A 15,033-nucleotide genomic window follows, 5' to 3' on the forward strand; every position below is an offset into this window, starting at 1 on the left:
AAAAGGAGGGGATTGTATCCCTCTCCCCATTGTCCATTATAAATCGCGCACCGAAGATTTCCAATTATTCGTGTGTTTATTACAAACCTTGTTTTGCAATATATGCTGCTAGGTCAACAACACGGTTAGAATATCCAGTTTCATTGTCATACCATGAAAGTACTTTTACCATGTTTCCTTCCATTACCATTGTAGACAATGCATCGATTGTAGAAGAATGAGCGTCGCCATTGTAGTCTGTTGATACAAGCGGCTCTTCAGTGTATGCCAAAATACCTTTTAAATCGCCTTCAGCTGCTTCTTTAAGAGCTGCATTTACTTCTTCAACTGTTACTGATTTTTCAAGTTCTGCAACAAGGTCTACAACTGATACATTTGGTGTAGGAACACGCATTGCCATACCGTTAAGTTTACCTTTTAACTCAGGTAGTACTAGCGCAACAGCTTTAGCAGCTCCTGTTGAAGTTGGGATAATATTTTCAGCTGCCGCACGTGCACGACGATAGTCTTTATGTGGCAAGTCAAGAATTTGTTGGTCATTTGTATAAGCATGAACAGTCGTCATCATACCACGTACAATACCAAATTTATCATTTAATACTTTTGCAAATGGAGCAAGACAGTTAGTTGTACATGATGCGTTAGAAAGTACATGATGGTTTGCTGCATCATATTTATCTTCGTTTACACCCATAACAATTGTAATGTCTTCGCCGCTTGCTGGTGCAGAAATAATAACTTTTTTCGCACCTGCTTCAAGATGTTTTGCAGCATTATCGCGATCTGTAAAACGACCAGTTGACTCAACAACGATATCAACACCTAGGTCACCCCAGCCAAGTTGAGCAGGGTCACGTTCAGCTAGAACTTTAATGCGATGATCGCCTACAACGATTGTGTCACCGTCAACAGATACTTTTTCTTCTAATTTTCCGTGAACAGTGTCATATTGCAATAAGTGAGCAAGCATATTCGCATCTGTCAAATCGTTTACTGCTACAATTTCCACTTCTGGATTATTGAGTGCTGCACGGAAAACATTTCTTCCAATTCTACCGAAGCCGTTAATTCCAACTTTTACTGCCATGATAATATCCTCCTTTAATTTAAAACATTATTTTTATATTAAAAAGGATCCATCAAGAAAGCCATAGGAAAATGATTATCGACTTTCCTCTACGGATGCCCCTTTAAAAACTCTGATGCGGCGCCTTCATCCGTAATAAGTATTGTCGTTTTCGGCGCACCTTTCATATAGGCCTTTATTGCTTTTGCTTTTGATTTTCCCCCAGCTGCTGCAATGACACAAGGCTTTTCCTCCAAGTCGGAAATCTGCATGCCAATAGTGGGTACTTTATGTACTATTTCCCCATTTTCGTTAAAATAATAGCCAAATGCTTCACCAACTGCATTTTCTTCTATTATTTTTTTCATGGCTGTTTTACTCGTCCTTCTTCTTCCAGCCATCGTCAAGGCATCGCCTATCCCATGAAGAACAATGTTTGCCGACTTAATCATGTCTAAAACTTCTGTAATAGCTGGTTCTTTAAGCAATGAATAATACACTTCAAGACCAACCTCATCAGGTACATATAAAACACGATGTAAGCCGCCTGTTTTTTCTGCCATTGTGGCGCAGATGACATTGGCTTGGTTTTTTACATCCTCCCCAATTCCTCCGCGAGCCGGAACGAAAATGAGGTTTCTTCCCTCTCCAATATCACTCGAAAGCATTTCAGCCGTGCACGCCATTGTCGTTCCACCTGTTACAGCGATAATATTATCCTTATCAAGACAGCTGCTTAATATATCCGCAGTCGCTTTTCCGATTTCCTCTTTAACGAGTGGTGTTTCATCGCTATCCCCAGGAACGATAACAACTTTACTAACGCCAAGTATTCTTTTTAAGCTATTCTCCATTTCACTAATACCGGTGATTTCTCTCATCATTTCATCCAGTTCCAACAGCAGTTTCATCCCTATTGGAGTAACCATCATCCCCGCCGTTTTAATACTGATGAGCTTGCGGGCTTTTAGGAATTCGGCTTCACTGCGTAGAACTCGTTCAGTCATGCCGAGCATATCTGCTAGTGTCCTTCGTCCGACCGGCTCCGTTAAACGGATTGAGCGAAGAATTTGATAGCGTTTCTGCATAACAGAAAGCATATCAGGCACGATTTGAGACTGAATTTTTAATAATGAGTGCATAAGATTGGCTCCTTCTAAATCGCAGGGTCAAATTATGTCCCAGTAAGACATATTGCGTCCCATCACCAACAAAAAAAAATGATTTAATAGCTATTTCTTATTTTAGCACTCGGTTATATATATTTCAAATCATAAATGATTTAATTTTTCCTCAATTGTTAAAGGGTCAATCATGCCATATTGCACAACTTCACCGTTAATCTCCACGACAGGTATCATTAATCCATATTTTTCAGTCCATTCGTCACTCGTCTCAATATCCCTTTCGATAATTTGAAATGAATGTTCTTTCTGAAGGTGCTGAAGGATCAATTTTGCGTCTACACATAAAGGACAACGATTACGGGTGTAAAAAATAACTTCCATATGATCACATTCCTTTGCAATTGTTTCTTTTATTATAACAGTCTAAAGGGAAAAATCCCCCTCTAAGTGAGGAGGATTTACTAGGTACTGTCTGTATAAACCTCATAAATTGATTGACGACTTTGAATTAATATAATCATATTAAAAACCACCTTTCATTATTTTTTGAAAAAAATTAGTATGGACGATACATGGAAATTTGACGATCTTTAATTTCATCATACATTTTCTCCATTTTTTGATGATGAAGCGCTTCTTGAACTGAGATATGGCGCCTTTTAATTGTAATTGTAAAAAAAATAATATTTAGTGTCATTTTGATTCACCTCCTTTAAAAGTCATTTATATCCAAAATCGGCACAAAAAAACCGCATGAAGACTGGCTTCTGCGGCATATGCACACGAAAAAAGCCGCAAGAAGACACTCCTTCTGCGGCTTAAAAGGGCATAGAAAAGCCGCAGGAAAATACATTCTCCCTGCGGCTTGGATATTTTATGGTTGTTTAGAAATTAAGCAGTCCATTCCCCGTAGGTCGAATTTGTAAACATATTTAATTGCACTTGATTTAATAATTTAACTGCTTTCATTTTTTATCCGACCTCCTTTGAGAATTTTTTACCTACCTTGGTAAGTATATCCAATTAAAATATATTTGTAAACAGTTTTTCAAAAAATATTTTCATAAATAAATAACCCACCATTTAAATGGTGGGTAAAAAAATATTTTGAATCTATGAAAACCTAGATCAATAACTAGTAGCGCCCTCGGAGGGAATCGAACCCCCAGTACAAGAACCGGAATCTTGCGTGTTATCCGTTACACCACTGCTGATAAAATCGCCTACAAACGCAGTAATGACGCTAGGTGATCGCATAAGCTACCGTAGTGCTTCGTGTTACTCCGAATGATTTACGTAAGGTTAGAGTAGCACACCGTAATTTATCCGTCAAATGCCGTCGTATAAAAGGATAATAAACGGGCATCGTCGAATATAAAATGCGAGGTGATTTTTATATGCGTGTGATAAACCGCTTGAAATCTTTCCGCCATAAATACGAAATGAATCAGACGGAGTTTGCCGATTACCTCGGAATTGCCTCCGATCAATATAACCGATATGAACGAAACAAGCGCCAGCCTGTTCTCGAAATCGCTCTCCGAATATCCGAACGTTTAGGCGTGTCCGTTAACGAAATATTCTACTTTACAGATTCGGATGGGCCGCCTGCTTCCGAGTAAATACTTTTGTAGGTACAGGCATTTATACTGCGGTAACTACATAGGTATATGATAAGTACCTACTTAAGTAGCGCTACCCAAGTATTTCGACGTTCGACGCATATATGACGCAGTTTTAAAAATATGTTTAGTGAGCGATAGCGAACGGAAGGAAAGGATGGGGAGGGCGAGGGGAAGGAAAACCAAAGGAGGAAAACGAAATGATTGCGATTGACTGGTTATTCGTCGCGGGCGCATCTAGCATCGTCGGCATGGCGCTTATTGAACGGCTTGCCGGCGAATATGGATTTCGATGGATTGGCACGTTATTAAAAATCGGCTTAACAGTCGCGGCTTACGGAACGGGCCTATATTTTCTCGATATTATTGCGGAGGTGTTTCTTCGATGATTCGAAACTTAAATCTGCGCCGTAAGCTCGTCAAAGCCGTACGCCTCGCAGCCGATACCGAGCCGAAGATTTATCACGTAAGCGATACGAAACTCATATTCGCTATACCGCACGGCATTGATCCGGCTTCATTGCACGAAAAGGCGTACGTATTCCGGCAAGTATTCGGCGAGGATTGCGAACTTGTCGGCGATTTAAAACGGTTCGACTTGACGATTCCCGCGCGCCCATTGCCCGCAAAGCTGGCGTACAATTTCGAAGAATGGCGCGAAGATATAAGCGAGTTGGCACTTCCGATAATATGCGGAATCAATGCGCTAGGTCGACGACTGTATTACGACTTAGCAGAACGTCCGCACTTGCTTATTTCTGGCGAAACTGGCTCCGGCAAGTCGTCGTTACTGCGTGCGATTATTACGACGTTGTTATTATCGAAGGAACCGGAGGAAGTCCGTTTATTGCTTGGCGACTTAAAACGGAGCGAGTTCGGATTATTCCGCAACTTGGCGCACGTCGACGCGGTATGCGTTGATAAGACGCAATTAGAACGCGAGCTTAAGTTAATTAAAGTCGAAATGGAACGGCGCGGAAACTTGCTCGACGAAACCGGCGCGACGCATATTAGCGAGCTTTCCGAAAAGTTACCGTACTATATCGTAGCAATCGATGAAGTCGCCTTATTGCGGAAGGAAAGGCGCATAATGGAAATAATCGAGGATATTTCGAGTATAGGGCGGAGTTTGGGCGTCTTATTAATCCTATCGATGCAGCGACCGGATTCGAAGGTACTCGAAGGACGCCTCAAAAATAATTTGACCGTACGCATTTCCGGCAGACAGTCGAATAAGACGAACGCAAATGTCGCAGGCTTGCCGGGCGCTGAACGGATTAAGCAGACGGAACGCGGACGAATGTTAATCGATATAGACGGCGTTTATAGGCGTTTTCAAGCGCCGTGGCTCGCTTATAAGGACGCGCGAGACATATTAACCCACTTGCGCGTAAAACCGTCAGAGTCAAGCGATAAGGCGATAGAAACACTCGTCGAAGAAACGCCACTATTCGGAGTGTTAGACGGAGGTGATTTCGATGCGGAAGCGTGATAAAGCGATACTCGACGACTTAGTACGTTTCCGTGCGCTTACGCGTAATCAGATTATCGATATACACTTCGGAGATTTACGGAATCCCGTCGCCAACGCTAACGCGGTCATGCTTCGATTATATCGCCAAGGATACGTCGAAAGGACCGCAGATTATAAGCAATACGTTTACTTTCCCGCGGACGGAACTCTGCGGAAGGATAGTGCGAAATTACGCCATTTCCTCGCTATTGCGGACGTTTATATACGTATGCGGAAACTCGGCGGACTAAAACGCTTCAATGTCGAACCGAAATACGGTAAGGGATACGCAGAGCCGGACGCGTTCGTTATATGGCGAGGATCGCCGTTCTTTATCGAAGTACAACGGTCGATATATTCGGAGAGACAGATTGCGGATAAGGTTGCGCGATATGAGGCGTTGGCGCGTTCGGGGGTTATCGAAAAGGAAGCATGGCAGCCGAAAGGAAAGACGGTTATGCCCGCGGTAATTATGCTAACGGAAACGCGGTATGCTATCGAAAGTAAGACGGTGAGGTTCGTTCAAGTTGCGGATATAGGCGAATTAATTCCGAAAGTGAAACCAAAGATCGAAGGTATCCGTATGAAGATTAGTTGAACAAGCGATGGAAAAATAGTAAAATTAAGGTAAAAGGAGTGAAATAACGTTGAAGGAAAAGGAGAAGAAGCCATTTTATAAGCGTTGGTGGTTTATTGTTATAGCAATATTTATCGGACTAGGAATCATCGGTAGCTTTATGCCTGATGAAGATAAAGAAGTAGTTGAGGCAAAAATAGAAGTTAAAGCGAAAGAAAAAGCGACTAAACCGGAAACAAAGACGAAGGATGAAGCTAAACCAAAGTCGGAAGAAAAGCCGTCATATAGCGAAGAAGATGAAAAGTTATTATTAGAGGATTACTTGCGATACGCCAGCGAACAAGAAGGATTATTACTCGACATCAAGCCTCTAAATGACGATAACTACGACGTGGTTTACGCGACAGTTGTAAATGAAGTTAAAATGCTTACGGACAATGAAAAACAATATCTAGTAGACGAATGGGGAAAATCGATTACTAATCTTACAAACGTTTGGCTATATAAAGGCAATAAAGATAATTCTCCTAGCGTATTTTTTAAGTACGAGGACGGCAACCGTCTTGCTGATCCGAAAATGTTGGGCGGATGGAAAATAAAATAATAAAACCGCGACCCGTCCGCAATGGATAGGTCGCGTTTCGCGTTATTTAATCGAAATGTATCCGGTAAGGACTTTCGAATGATTTCCGAAATTGTCCGTTACGGAACATTCGTGGTAGTATGGGCCGGACAGTTTCGTGGTATCTTCCGGGTCTAGCTTGATTTGTACCTCGTTATTCACGATCGTTATACCGTCATTCGTTCGTTTGGTCAACGGAGTATTACGAATAAACCATGAAACGCTCAAACCGGATAGGTCGGAAATTCCTTCGATTGGAAAGCGAATATATTTCGTATCTCCGGAGTACATCGTGAAATTCTGATTTTCCATTGTCACATTAACGTCACCTCTTAATTGGACGAATAAATTACGCTTTGCTTTTACATAAATCTCTAACGATTGCTGCGCAACTAAATAAACGTATAACTCACGTTTTGCATTTAAATTAATAATCCCGATAATTGGCTCGCCATCGTGTATGTTAAATATTCCAGATGCTTCGAATAATACCTGTGCTAATCTAATGACTGATGGTTGTAAATCGAATAGGCTTGTACTTTTTGGGGATAAATCCGAAAGTAATAGTTTTTGAGAATTAGTAGTAAATAATCCTTTTGTGATTGTATTAAGTCTCACATTTGCAGTTCTTTTTGTATTTACAGCTAAACCACTTTTACTAATAAAACTCATAGTTACAAATATCGATTTGCTATCTCCTGCAAAGATAAATACATTTCCATTACTCTTAAAATCCGCATTACTGTTTATGATTTTAATAAATTGTAAGTTTAATTTCGATTCTGTATTTAATTGCAATGTAGTTGTGGCTACTTTTGTATTTCCACTATTTACAAATATCGTACTTTTACCAAGTACATTAAAATTAGTTGATTTAGTTATTTGTCCATTTACGCTTAATAATCCCTTACCATATGTTTCAATAATTACTTGAATTAGTTTTTGCACTGTTAATATTAAATTACTACTAATCGTAATATCTAATACAGCAGATTTAATTCTATTTGTATTTGCGACTATTAAACCTTTACCAGTTACATTAAAATTGATTGATTGTTCTCGTTTAGGAATTGCATTTAAAACATTAATACTATTTATACTTAATGTTGTATTGTGTATTATTTGTTTCTTTTCTACTGTTGCATTTACATTAATTTTGCCGGTGCCTTTGACATTTAAACTAGAATTATGCGTTTCTGGTACTGTGAATTCTGAAACACTATAATCATCGTAAACTTGGCTACCTTGCCCTGTTGCTAAACCTTGATACGTATTGCCTTGCAAAAAAGTTGTAGTTGCTGACATTATGTTTTTATCATTTAAAAACACATCTATTAAATTGTTATTAACAACAGCTTTTATTGTTCCGCTTGCTCTTTCGCCAACCGTACCATTATAGCGAGCTAATGATTGCCAATTGCCACTACCATATGAAGTAATTCCCCAAACTCCACTACTGTTGCCTTCTATAAATAAGTAATCTCCACGTGAAGTATCTGCCTTTAAAATTATTTGTAAATAACCGTTCGGAGTTAAAAACTTAACCTGTAAAATAAAGTTACTTAAACCTGAATTTATTACTAATCCTGCATCATCCGGGTCTAAATTAACTTCTGCTGTATTATTTGTTATCCTGCCCCTACCACTATTAAATGACTGCCACGTTTGCCCTGTGTCCGCCCTTCCTAAACCTGTTGTAGATATAGTGGTATTAGCTCTATTAAAACTATCATTCAAAATAGTAGTCATCTAACTATCACCTACAAACCAATTAATCACTTCCTCTTGTTTTAAACCTCTTACCTCGCAAGCCTGTTCTATATCGGTGACTTCTTGTAAATGTTCTTTCTGTTCACTCGTCGCTATTATATAAGTTCCACACGTATTGCATATATGATCCGGATTCCATACATACGCACCGTCAAAGTCAGGACGATACGGATTATTTCTCGTACCGTCCCCGACCTTATTAATCAAGTAATAAAACATCAATCAAAACCTACTGATAAACTTCCACTAGGTATTCTTAAAATATCACCGTTTGCTACGGTTTTACTTTCGCCTAGTGGACCTTGGAATAACGGATTTCCTCCCGTTGCTGCATCCCATATAGTAGCATGCGTAATAGTTGCGCTCGCCGTAATATCCCAATTTAAATCCGCTGTACTAGCACCTGTTCCGTTTGTCGGCGCACCTAGAGTTAATGCTTTGCGCGCATATCCCGGCATTTGTGCCGTGGTTAATTCTCCTACGTTACCTGCTTTTGTTGGATTAGCTGTGTGCAAGCCGACGTACACGTTTGTCGGTGAAGTCCATGCTGTTTTTCTAAGTGTGTGGTCGACTAACTTATTCGCTAAGAAAGTCGTTAAGTTCATTTTTTAATTTTCTCCCCACATTGTAATTTTTAGTTTACGCAATAAATACGCTAAATCCTTTTTTCTTCAATTCCGCCGCCACCTTATCGGCGTTAGCTTTAACGGAATACGCTCCGATTTGCACCTTATATAATCCGCCTTCGACAGCGATATAAGGCGTATATCCTGCGCGCTTTGCCTTCGCTGCTTCGGCGTCAGCGTTCGCCTTTTTCGAATAGGCTCCGATTTGAACGCGGTACAATTTCGTAGGTTTAGCCGGCGTTGGCTTTGGCGCAGTTGATTGCGGCTTAACTGGCGCTGGCTTCGTCGGAGTTACGACTACCTTTTTCCGCTTTAATCCGTATTGAGCGATTAGCCCATTCGCGATGGCTTGCGCGCATTTTCGTCGATAATCATCCGATTTTAATAACGCAAGTTCTTCGCGGTTATCCATAAAGCCGCACTCAACAAGGATTGCCGTCATTTTCGATTCGCGCAGTACGTGAAAGTCCGCAGTCTTTACGCCTCGATTACGTAAGCCAGTTAACTCGATAAGCTCGGCCTGTACCTTTGTCGCAAGTGCACGCGCCTCTTTCGGATTAGTCTTATAGACGAACGTTTCAATTCCGCCGCCCGTATGCCATTTGCCTGCGAGTGCGTTTGCGTGAATCGAAACGAATACGTCGGCTTTCCAAGAGTTAGCCGCGTCCGTGCGCGCCTTCAATGCTACGTCATTCTTTCCGGTCGGATCATGCGTAAACTTAGTCGATACGCCTTCGTAGTTCGTTAGTTCAGCGTCTAAATAGCGCGTGACTGCCGCGTTAAAATGATGCTCGCGCATTGAATCGTCGGGCGCTCGTTTGCCGGGCGTATTGTTCGAATGCCCTGCGTCTATAATTACTTTTAAGTTAACCAACAATTTCCGCCTCCTTTAAAAATCTTCCGCTAATTTTACAACGTCTTAATTCCGCCTGTAATCTTAACTCGTCCAAATGTTCATTCACATGACAAATCTTACATAGAACTTCTAAGTTATTTATATCGTTATTCTTACGATTTCTGTCTTTGTGATGAACTTCTAAGTTAGTTGTTCCTTCACACCTATTGCAAACTTCACCGTACACCTTAAACGCCTTATCTCTATAAGTTTCTACACCTTTAAAATTCGGAGCAAGTTTTCCTTTCATACCGTACATAGGGTTATTTTTACCACTAACATCCGCATGGTTTTCACTTATCTTCTTACGAACTTCCGGGCACTTGGTAGGATTATTATTTATATTCCTAAAAGTAGTTCCGCAAGATATTGAACAAAATTTTCCGCGTCCCTTCTTTATTAGGGAAGGATAAACTTCGAAAACTTCTCCGCATTGTAAACATTCGCGCTCTACCAAATAGTTCGTCTCACTTTCGTTTATTTTAAAAATCCGCTTCTTAGCGCGGTGAATCGTACATTTTAGCGCGTACGCTGTCCGCTATACCCTTCGTCGTCGGATCGTTGAGCGCATTCCATACGCTGACTCCGATAAGTCCGACTACATACGGATTAGATAGCGCGTCGATTAATAGGTTTCCTAGTCCGACCCAAGTCGTTAAATCCTGCGTCGTTAATCCGAAGTAAGCGAGTATCGGCGTGAGAATTGCGAGTAATAGTTGCGCTACGAATACCGGATTTTTAAATCGTACTTTTAAGTTCATCTTCGAAATTCCTCCTTAGAATAATTTTCCGATGGCTACTGCGATAATGCCTCCGACAATTGCCGTAATGATTGCGGTGATAATGGCGCCGGTTATCTTGCGCCTAATCCATTGGGTGTCCGACTTGATTTCGGTGAGCGTCTCTTTGAGCGTCTTTATTTCTTGGTCTTGGAGTTTGTCCGAAAATTGTAAGTCGCGGATTGCGTCCTTCATCGTCTGTTGTTCGCTGGATAGGCGCGATTGTTCGCCTTTTAAATCCGTAATATCCTGTTGTACGCGATTCTGCCACTCCTGCATATCGCTATCCTCCTTCGGCATGATGGTTTACCTCCCCCGATTTTGTGGTATAATCGAAATAACCGCCGGCATCCCCGATGCTGACGGCTAGGGACTGGCGCAATCAGTCCCGCTTTTTTATTTACGTAACTCCGTATTTATTTCTGCGAAGTCCTGACGATAAATATCCTCGAAAGTTGGGCGAGCAAATCCGAAAGTCGCCGATAATTCAACGCCTTCCTTACTGTAAGATTCCGTAATTTCCGTGATGCGCGAGTCCATTGCGATACCCCAATCCTCGTTTCGTATCGTCACTATATCTCCTAAATCGTAATCACGCTCGTATATAAACGGGGATTTCGTCAATATCTGCGATGTTAAGTATTGCTCCGCTTGATACTCCGCTAACTTTTGATGCCCGCGTTCCGTTAGTTTAGCGATGACTTGCGCTTCGGGTATCGGAATACCGTCGTCATCTTCCTCCTGAATATCGCGCGCATCGATGAATACTTCATGCCTATTCCATCCGGAGCCTCCGCCAACAGTTACTATGCGGCGGTCAGCGCCTTCTCCTGCGCCAGCTACAACGGCAAATGAACGGTAATTAACGTCAGATTCTACGTATTCCATCGACAATATGGAATTGAAATGAGGCGCAAATATGACAGGCGGGTTTTCCGTTTGTGTTGAACGTAAGTCGCGTCCTTCTGCCACGTCGAATACGCACGTTTTATTATCGTAATCAACCCATATATTCCAACCGATTCCGGTTAGCTTCGAAATAGCCTCTAATTCATCGGCGAGGTTTTTATTGCGCGACTGCCATTCGACGATAGGACCGCGCCCTAAATTCGGAGCAATCACGATATTACCGAGTGCGCGCGACGTATCAATCGGATTAATTGCGTTTACGTCAACGTAGTGCTTTAAAGCAGTTTCGGCGTTAGTTTTAACGGAGTCTTGCGAAAATCCCGCGGGCGGAATCGTTAGTAACTGCGCCATAAGCGACTTTAAGCCGAGTGCGCGTATTCGCCAATTTTCCGACTGCTTGCCGTTTTCATCTAGCGCAATTTCGCGATGACGTATTAAAAACGCCTTGTGTAGCGCCGAGCCTACGATAACTATACGTCCGCGTAATAGCTCGTTAGCGCCTCGTATATGTCGATTGACTTCGATGTCCAGTTCGTCGATACCGTGCCATTTTCTCGTAAGATGTATCGAGGCGTAATTGTCGATTTCCGTGACAAGTTCGAAAGACTGCGTAATAATTCGTAGTGGTTTCGCCGTAAACGCCTCCTTTCGTTAAAAATTACGAAATAAAAAAAGAACGCCCGATTAGACGTTCTTTTTGATGCGCAATATGATCCACTTTTAAATTTTCACTATTGCACAATATCATCCTAAAACGGCATAAAAAAATACCTTTACGCTGTGTAAGGTACGCCTGTGATCTGCTTGTATTCATCTGCTGTTATCATTTTCGCTTGAACAAAAACCTTTAAGCTCTCGTCAGTGTAAGAGGGGTGACCATTATCATAATAACGTTTAATTGTATCAAACCACATTATGCATTACCTCCCATTTTTAATAATGCTATTTCCATTAATAAATTGCCTTGCTGCATTTCTAAATCATTAATTCTTGCCTTATCCTTTGCACTTTCAAAAAGGATGTTTCCCAATTCGTTTTGTAGTTGGTTAAATCGTTCATCTTCGCTTATTGGTGCATCAATATAATCATAATAAAGGTTTTCGCCATCATATTTTAAAACAGGTACTTTTCCGGTAACTTGTTCCGCCTCCGGGATGCTTTCAACTAAAATCCCTGTTTTTCGTAATTCTTGCTCTGTTTTTCCCAATCCATATTTCTCGTCAAATGGCATATTGTGGATATATGTCACATCGTTGTTTCGATTTACCTCAAAATAAATCATGATATTTCCTCCTAGTTATATATAAGTGTAAGACCCGCAATAGGACTTCCACTGGCTCCATTTAGCTGTTTGAATTGAGTTCTTTCTAGTTCATTCAGTGTGCCTAAAATTAAGTTGCTGTCAAAACCCATATTCGATAAATCGGACTCTACCCATAAGACGGTTAGTCGGTCATCAAACCCAAAGAAAAATGTTTCGCGAGGGGAAAACCCAACATTATCATATTGGTAACTGCCGGCCCCTACGTATATTCCATTTTTTAACTTGATGATTTTATTGGCAATGCTAAGGATAGAGCCTTTTGGTTTGTTATAGAGTGTTAAAATTTGATTTTCGAGATTGGCTCTTGAAAGTTTTTGCAACCAAGCGCCGGTATTAAGGTTGTACATGAATAACTCATTTCCGAATATGCATATCATAGTGTTTTTATCCGTACCGTATGCCGGCTTTAACCCAACATTGTTCAGGCCGAATCCACCTTCATTGATCGTTGATATTAGTTCACCTGTTGTTATCTTATAACGAAATTTGGTTGGTCTAGCCGTTTCCAAAGCAATCGCTCTAAATGCATCATTTTCCGGCTCAAATCCCCATACCGCCCATACGTTGGTTTGTCCACCTAATGTGAATATGGCTTTTGAATAAATGACAGAAATGTTGTTTAGATTTGAGAAATCCAATGCCGTTATTCTATGTGTAGCAGAATAAGCAAAGCATAAGAGTAGAATGTTTCTTCCTGCATCGAAGAAGTAAGTGATAAAGTTGCCGTTCAAATCAATGTCTTTCGGATGATATAAATCTTTCAGAATGTTAAAATCCTCATCATACACAGCGATACTGGAACCGGCTCTAAAACACACAATCTTATCAATGTCGTACAGTGGAATCATCATATTGATTTGAATACTGGAACCCAATTCGCGAATTTTGAGTGTGGTTAGGTCGTTTTTTCTAGCCGAATATAAGTAATAGTTGCCTCCAATAGATGTGTACCACCAAATATAGTTTTTGGTTTCTTTAAAAAAATACAAATACGGATTAGTTGATGAGTTTGTAAATGGCAACGCGCCTATTATTTGTTTTATCGTTTTTCCGTAATTAACAGGAAGTTGAACGCCTCCACCTCCGCCAAAATTTCCTCCATGTTCTCTAATATCAATCATGTTTACACCTCACTTATCCAAACATCATCCGCATCGTATGACACTGTCCTTGTTGTCGTTTTTTCAACTGTTGTTCCATCTGTTCCATAATAAGTTATGGTGCGTTTTGTGTATTTTGGTGATATTCCACCACTTAAAACAGACTTGATTGCAAGTGTGTTATCTTGACGCTTATATTCAATGGTTGTAAAAATTCCATTGGCATCTTTTCCACTCTTGTAAACTTTGAAATCCGTTTGCTCGACTCTTTTTCTCGCTCCGTTTGGCGTTACCGCCATTGTGTCATTTACGCTAGAAAGATCATTGGAGAGTTGCACATGCCCTTCTTGTTCGAGCGTCCCTTTTTCCGCCTTATGCGTCATAAGGTCTTGTTCAACGGCAGTGATTCTTGAAGCTAAGTTTGTAGCAATATCACCGTCTAATACATCCTTAATCGACTGAAACCATGCATCAAAATCTGCTTGCTCCTGCGTTTGCCAATCAGACATAATAGATTCATAGTAATCTTTACGGCTATTAAACCAAGCATCAAATTGTTGTTGGAATACGCTTGTAGGCACCGTGATTAACGATTGCACGATACCACACACATCTTCTAATGCCCTCTCGTCTGTAATGTCATTTGCATCGATACTCGCCGTATTTGCCCTAACTATAACCTGCGCCAATCCTAACTCGTAAATATATTTATCGCGTTGCAATGCAGGAACTTCTGGCGTAGCACTCGGCATACCCTCTTTAACAAGGGTTTTTATTTCTCGACCTTGATTTCGTGAGTCCCAACGCAACACAATTCTATCAATGCGGTCATTCGTCGCCTCAGGTAAACTATGCACTAATTCTTTTGGCGTAGTGTTTTTATAACTATATCCTTTTATAAGCGCCTTTCCATTTGCTACTACAGTTTGTAGACCCGTTCCTGTGGTAACTTGTAGTCCGTACTGCTCATTTTCGTCAAGTAAAAGTCCTGACGACAAAACATCACCAAAATACTCTGCAAAATCACTCGCAAAGTATTCTCTGTCATATTTCCCGTCAACTAATACAGCATTGAAAAACTTACTTATTTCAGCCACATTACC

General features: G+C 40.9%; 21 protein-coding genes. 5 read left to right on the forward strand and 16 right to left on the reverse strand.

What is annotated here, in order from left to right:
* Window positions 1-79 precede the first annotated feature (79 nt).
* From gap to KHA97_RS09585, 4 genes are all read right to left on the reverse strand, one after another.
* The gene (gene gap / locus KHA97_RS09570) at window positions 80-1,087 is read right to left on the reverse strand and encodes a type I glyceraldehyde-3-phosphate dehydrogenase (RefSeq protein WP_213124532.1); all 1,008 of its coding nucleotides are present in this window, start codon (window positions 1,085-1,087) and stop codon (window positions 80-82) included.
* A gap of 89 nt (window positions 1,088-1,176) precedes the next feature.
* A complete protein-coding gene (locus KHA97_RS09575) occupies window positions 1,177-2,208 on the reverse strand; it encodes a sugar-binding transcriptional regulator (RefSeq protein WP_213124533.1) in 1,032 nt (343 codons plus the stop codon).
* Between the two features lie 129 nt (window positions 2,209-2,337).
* Window positions 2,338-2,574, reverse strand: a complete 237-nt coding sequence (locus KHA97_RS09580; RefSeq protein WP_213124534.1) for a glutaredoxin family protein — start codon at window positions 2,572-2,574, stop codon at window positions 2,338-2,340.
* A 175-nt stretch (window positions 2,575-2,749) separates the two neighbouring features.
* On the reverse strand, window positions 2,750-2,890 hold the full coding sequence (locus KHA97_RS09585) for a YrzI family small protein (RefSeq protein ID WP_213124535.1): 141 nt from the start codon (window positions 2,888-2,890) through the stop codon (window positions 2,750-2,752).
* Between the two features lie 700 nt (window positions 2,891-3,590).
* Between KHA97_RS09585 and KHA97_RS09590 the strand changes: the two genes are divergently transcribed.
* The 5 genes from KHA97_RS09590 to KHA97_RS09610 all read left to right on the forward strand — a co-directional run bounded on the left by KHA97_RS09590 (window position 3,591) and on the right by KHA97_RS09610 (window position 6,509).
* Window positions 3,591-3,815 carry a helix-turn-helix transcriptional regulator gene (locus KHA97_RS09590; protein WP_213124536.1) on the forward strand — a complete coding sequence of 75 codons (225 nt, stop codon included), beginning with the start codon at window positions 3,591-3,593 and terminating at the stop codon, window positions 3,813-3,815.
* 200 nt (window positions 3,816-4,015) lie between these two features.
* Window positions 4,016-4,204: a hypothetical protein gene (locus KHA97_RS09595; protein WP_213124537.1), complete on the forward strand. Its 189-nt coding sequence runs from the start codon at window positions 4,016-4,018 to the stop codon at window positions 4,202-4,204.
* Complete coding sequence (locus KHA97_RS09600; RefSeq protein ID WP_213124538.1) at window positions 4,201-5,307, forward strand: FtsK/SpoIIIE domain-containing protein; 1,107 nt, start codon at window positions 4,201-4,203, stop codon at window positions 5,305-5,307. Before KHA97_RS09595 ends, KHA97_RS09600 begins: the two co-directional genes overlap by 4 nt.
* Window positions 5,294-5,926, forward strand: coding sequence for a replication-relaxation family protein (locus KHA97_RS09605; RefSeq protein ID WP_213124539.1), 633 nt, complete (start codon window positions 5,294-5,296; stop codon window positions 5,924-5,926). Before KHA97_RS09600 ends, KHA97_RS09605 begins: the two co-directional genes overlap by 14 nt.
* A 49-nt stretch (window positions 5,927-5,975) precedes the next feature.
* On the forward strand, window positions 5,976-6,509 hold the full coding sequence (locus tag KHA97_RS09610; protein WP_213124540.1) for a hypothetical protein: 534 nt from the start codon (window positions 5,976-5,978) through the stop codon (window positions 6,507-6,509).
* A 42-nt stretch (window positions 6,510-6,551) separates the two neighbouring features.
* On the opposite strand, the gene KHA97_RS09615 is transcribed toward KHA97_RS09610, so the two are convergent.
* From KHA97_RS09615 to KHA97_RS09670, 12 genes are all read right to left on the reverse strand, one after another.
* Window positions 6,552-8,276, reverse strand: coding sequence for a hypothetical protein (locus tag KHA97_RS09615; RefSeq protein WP_213124541.1), 1,725 nt, complete (start codon window positions 8,274-8,276; stop codon window positions 6,552-6,554).
* Window positions 8,277-8,516, reverse strand: a complete 240-nt coding sequence (locus tag KHA97_RS09620; protein ID WP_213124542.1) for a hypothetical protein — start codon at window positions 8,514-8,516, stop codon at window positions 8,277-8,279.
* Complete coding sequence (locus KHA97_RS09625) at window positions 8,516-8,902, reverse strand: phage tail fiber protein (protein WP_213124543.1); 387 nt, start codon at window positions 8,900-8,902, stop codon at window positions 8,516-8,518. The genes KHA97_RS09620 and KHA97_RS09625 overlap by 1 nt, the downstream gene beginning before the upstream one ends.
* Window positions 8,903-8,936: 34 nt before the next feature.
* Window positions 8,937-9,797, reverse strand: coding sequence for an N-acetylmuramoyl-L-alanine amidase (locus tag KHA97_RS09630; RefSeq protein WP_213124544.1), 861 nt, complete (start codon window positions 9,795-9,797; stop codon window positions 8,937-8,939).
* Complete coding sequence (locus tag KHA97_RS09635) at window positions 9,790-10,275, reverse strand: HNH endonuclease (RefSeq protein WP_213124545.1); 486 nt, start codon at window positions 10,273-10,275, stop codon at window positions 9,790-9,792. Before KHA97_RS09635 ends, KHA97_RS09630 begins: the two co-directional genes overlap by 8 nt.
* 40 nt (window positions 10,276-10,315) lie before the next feature.
* Window positions 10,316-10,579: a phage holin family protein gene (locus KHA97_RS09640; protein ID WP_213124546.1), complete on the reverse strand. Its 264-nt coding sequence runs from the start codon at window positions 10,577-10,579 to the stop codon at window positions 10,316-10,318.
* Between the two features lie 15 nt (window positions 10,580-10,594).
* Window positions 10,595-10,897 (reverse strand): hemolysin XhlA family protein, encoded by a 303-nt coding sequence (locus tag KHA97_RS09645; RefSeq protein WP_213124547.1) that lies wholly within the window; start codon window positions 10,895-10,897, stop codon window positions 10,595-10,597.
* A 96-nt stretch (window positions 10,898-10,993) separates the two neighbouring features.
* The gene (locus tag KHA97_RS09650) at window positions 10,994-12,124 is read right to left on the reverse strand and encodes a siphovirus ReqiPepy6 Gp37-like family protein (RefSeq protein WP_213125720.1); all 1,131 of its coding nucleotides are present in this window, start codon (window positions 12,122-12,124) and stop codon (window positions 10,994-10,996) included.
* Between the two features lie 155 nt (window positions 12,125-12,279).
* Window positions 12,280-12,420, reverse strand: coding sequence for an XkdX family protein (locus KHA97_RS09655; protein WP_213124548.1), 141 nt, complete (start codon window positions 12,418-12,420; stop codon window positions 12,280-12,282).
* A complete protein-coding gene (locus KHA97_RS09660; protein ID WP_213124549.1) occupies window positions 12,420-12,788 on the reverse strand; it encodes a hypothetical protein in 369 nt (122 codons plus the stop codon). The genes KHA97_RS09655 and KHA97_RS09660 overlap by 1 nt, the downstream gene beginning before the upstream one ends.
* Before the next feature lie 11 nt (window positions 12,789-12,799).
* On the reverse strand, window positions 12,800-13,951 hold the full coding sequence (locus KHA97_RS09665; RefSeq protein WP_213124550.1) for a hypothetical protein: 1,152 nt from the start codon (window positions 13,949-13,951) through the stop codon (window positions 12,800-12,802).
* Between the two features lie 2 nt (window positions 13,952-13,953).
* Window positions 13,954-15,027, reverse strand: coding sequence for a hypothetical protein (locus KHA97_RS09670; protein WP_213124551.1), 1,074 nt, complete (start codon window positions 15,025-15,027; stop codon window positions 13,954-13,956).
* Window positions 15,028-15,033: the final 6 nt, after the last annotated feature.

It is taken from the genome of Lederbergia citri (assembly GCF_018343625.1).
Lineage (GTDB): Bacteria > Bacillota > Bacilli > Bacillales > Bacillaceae_C > Lederbergia > Lederbergia citri.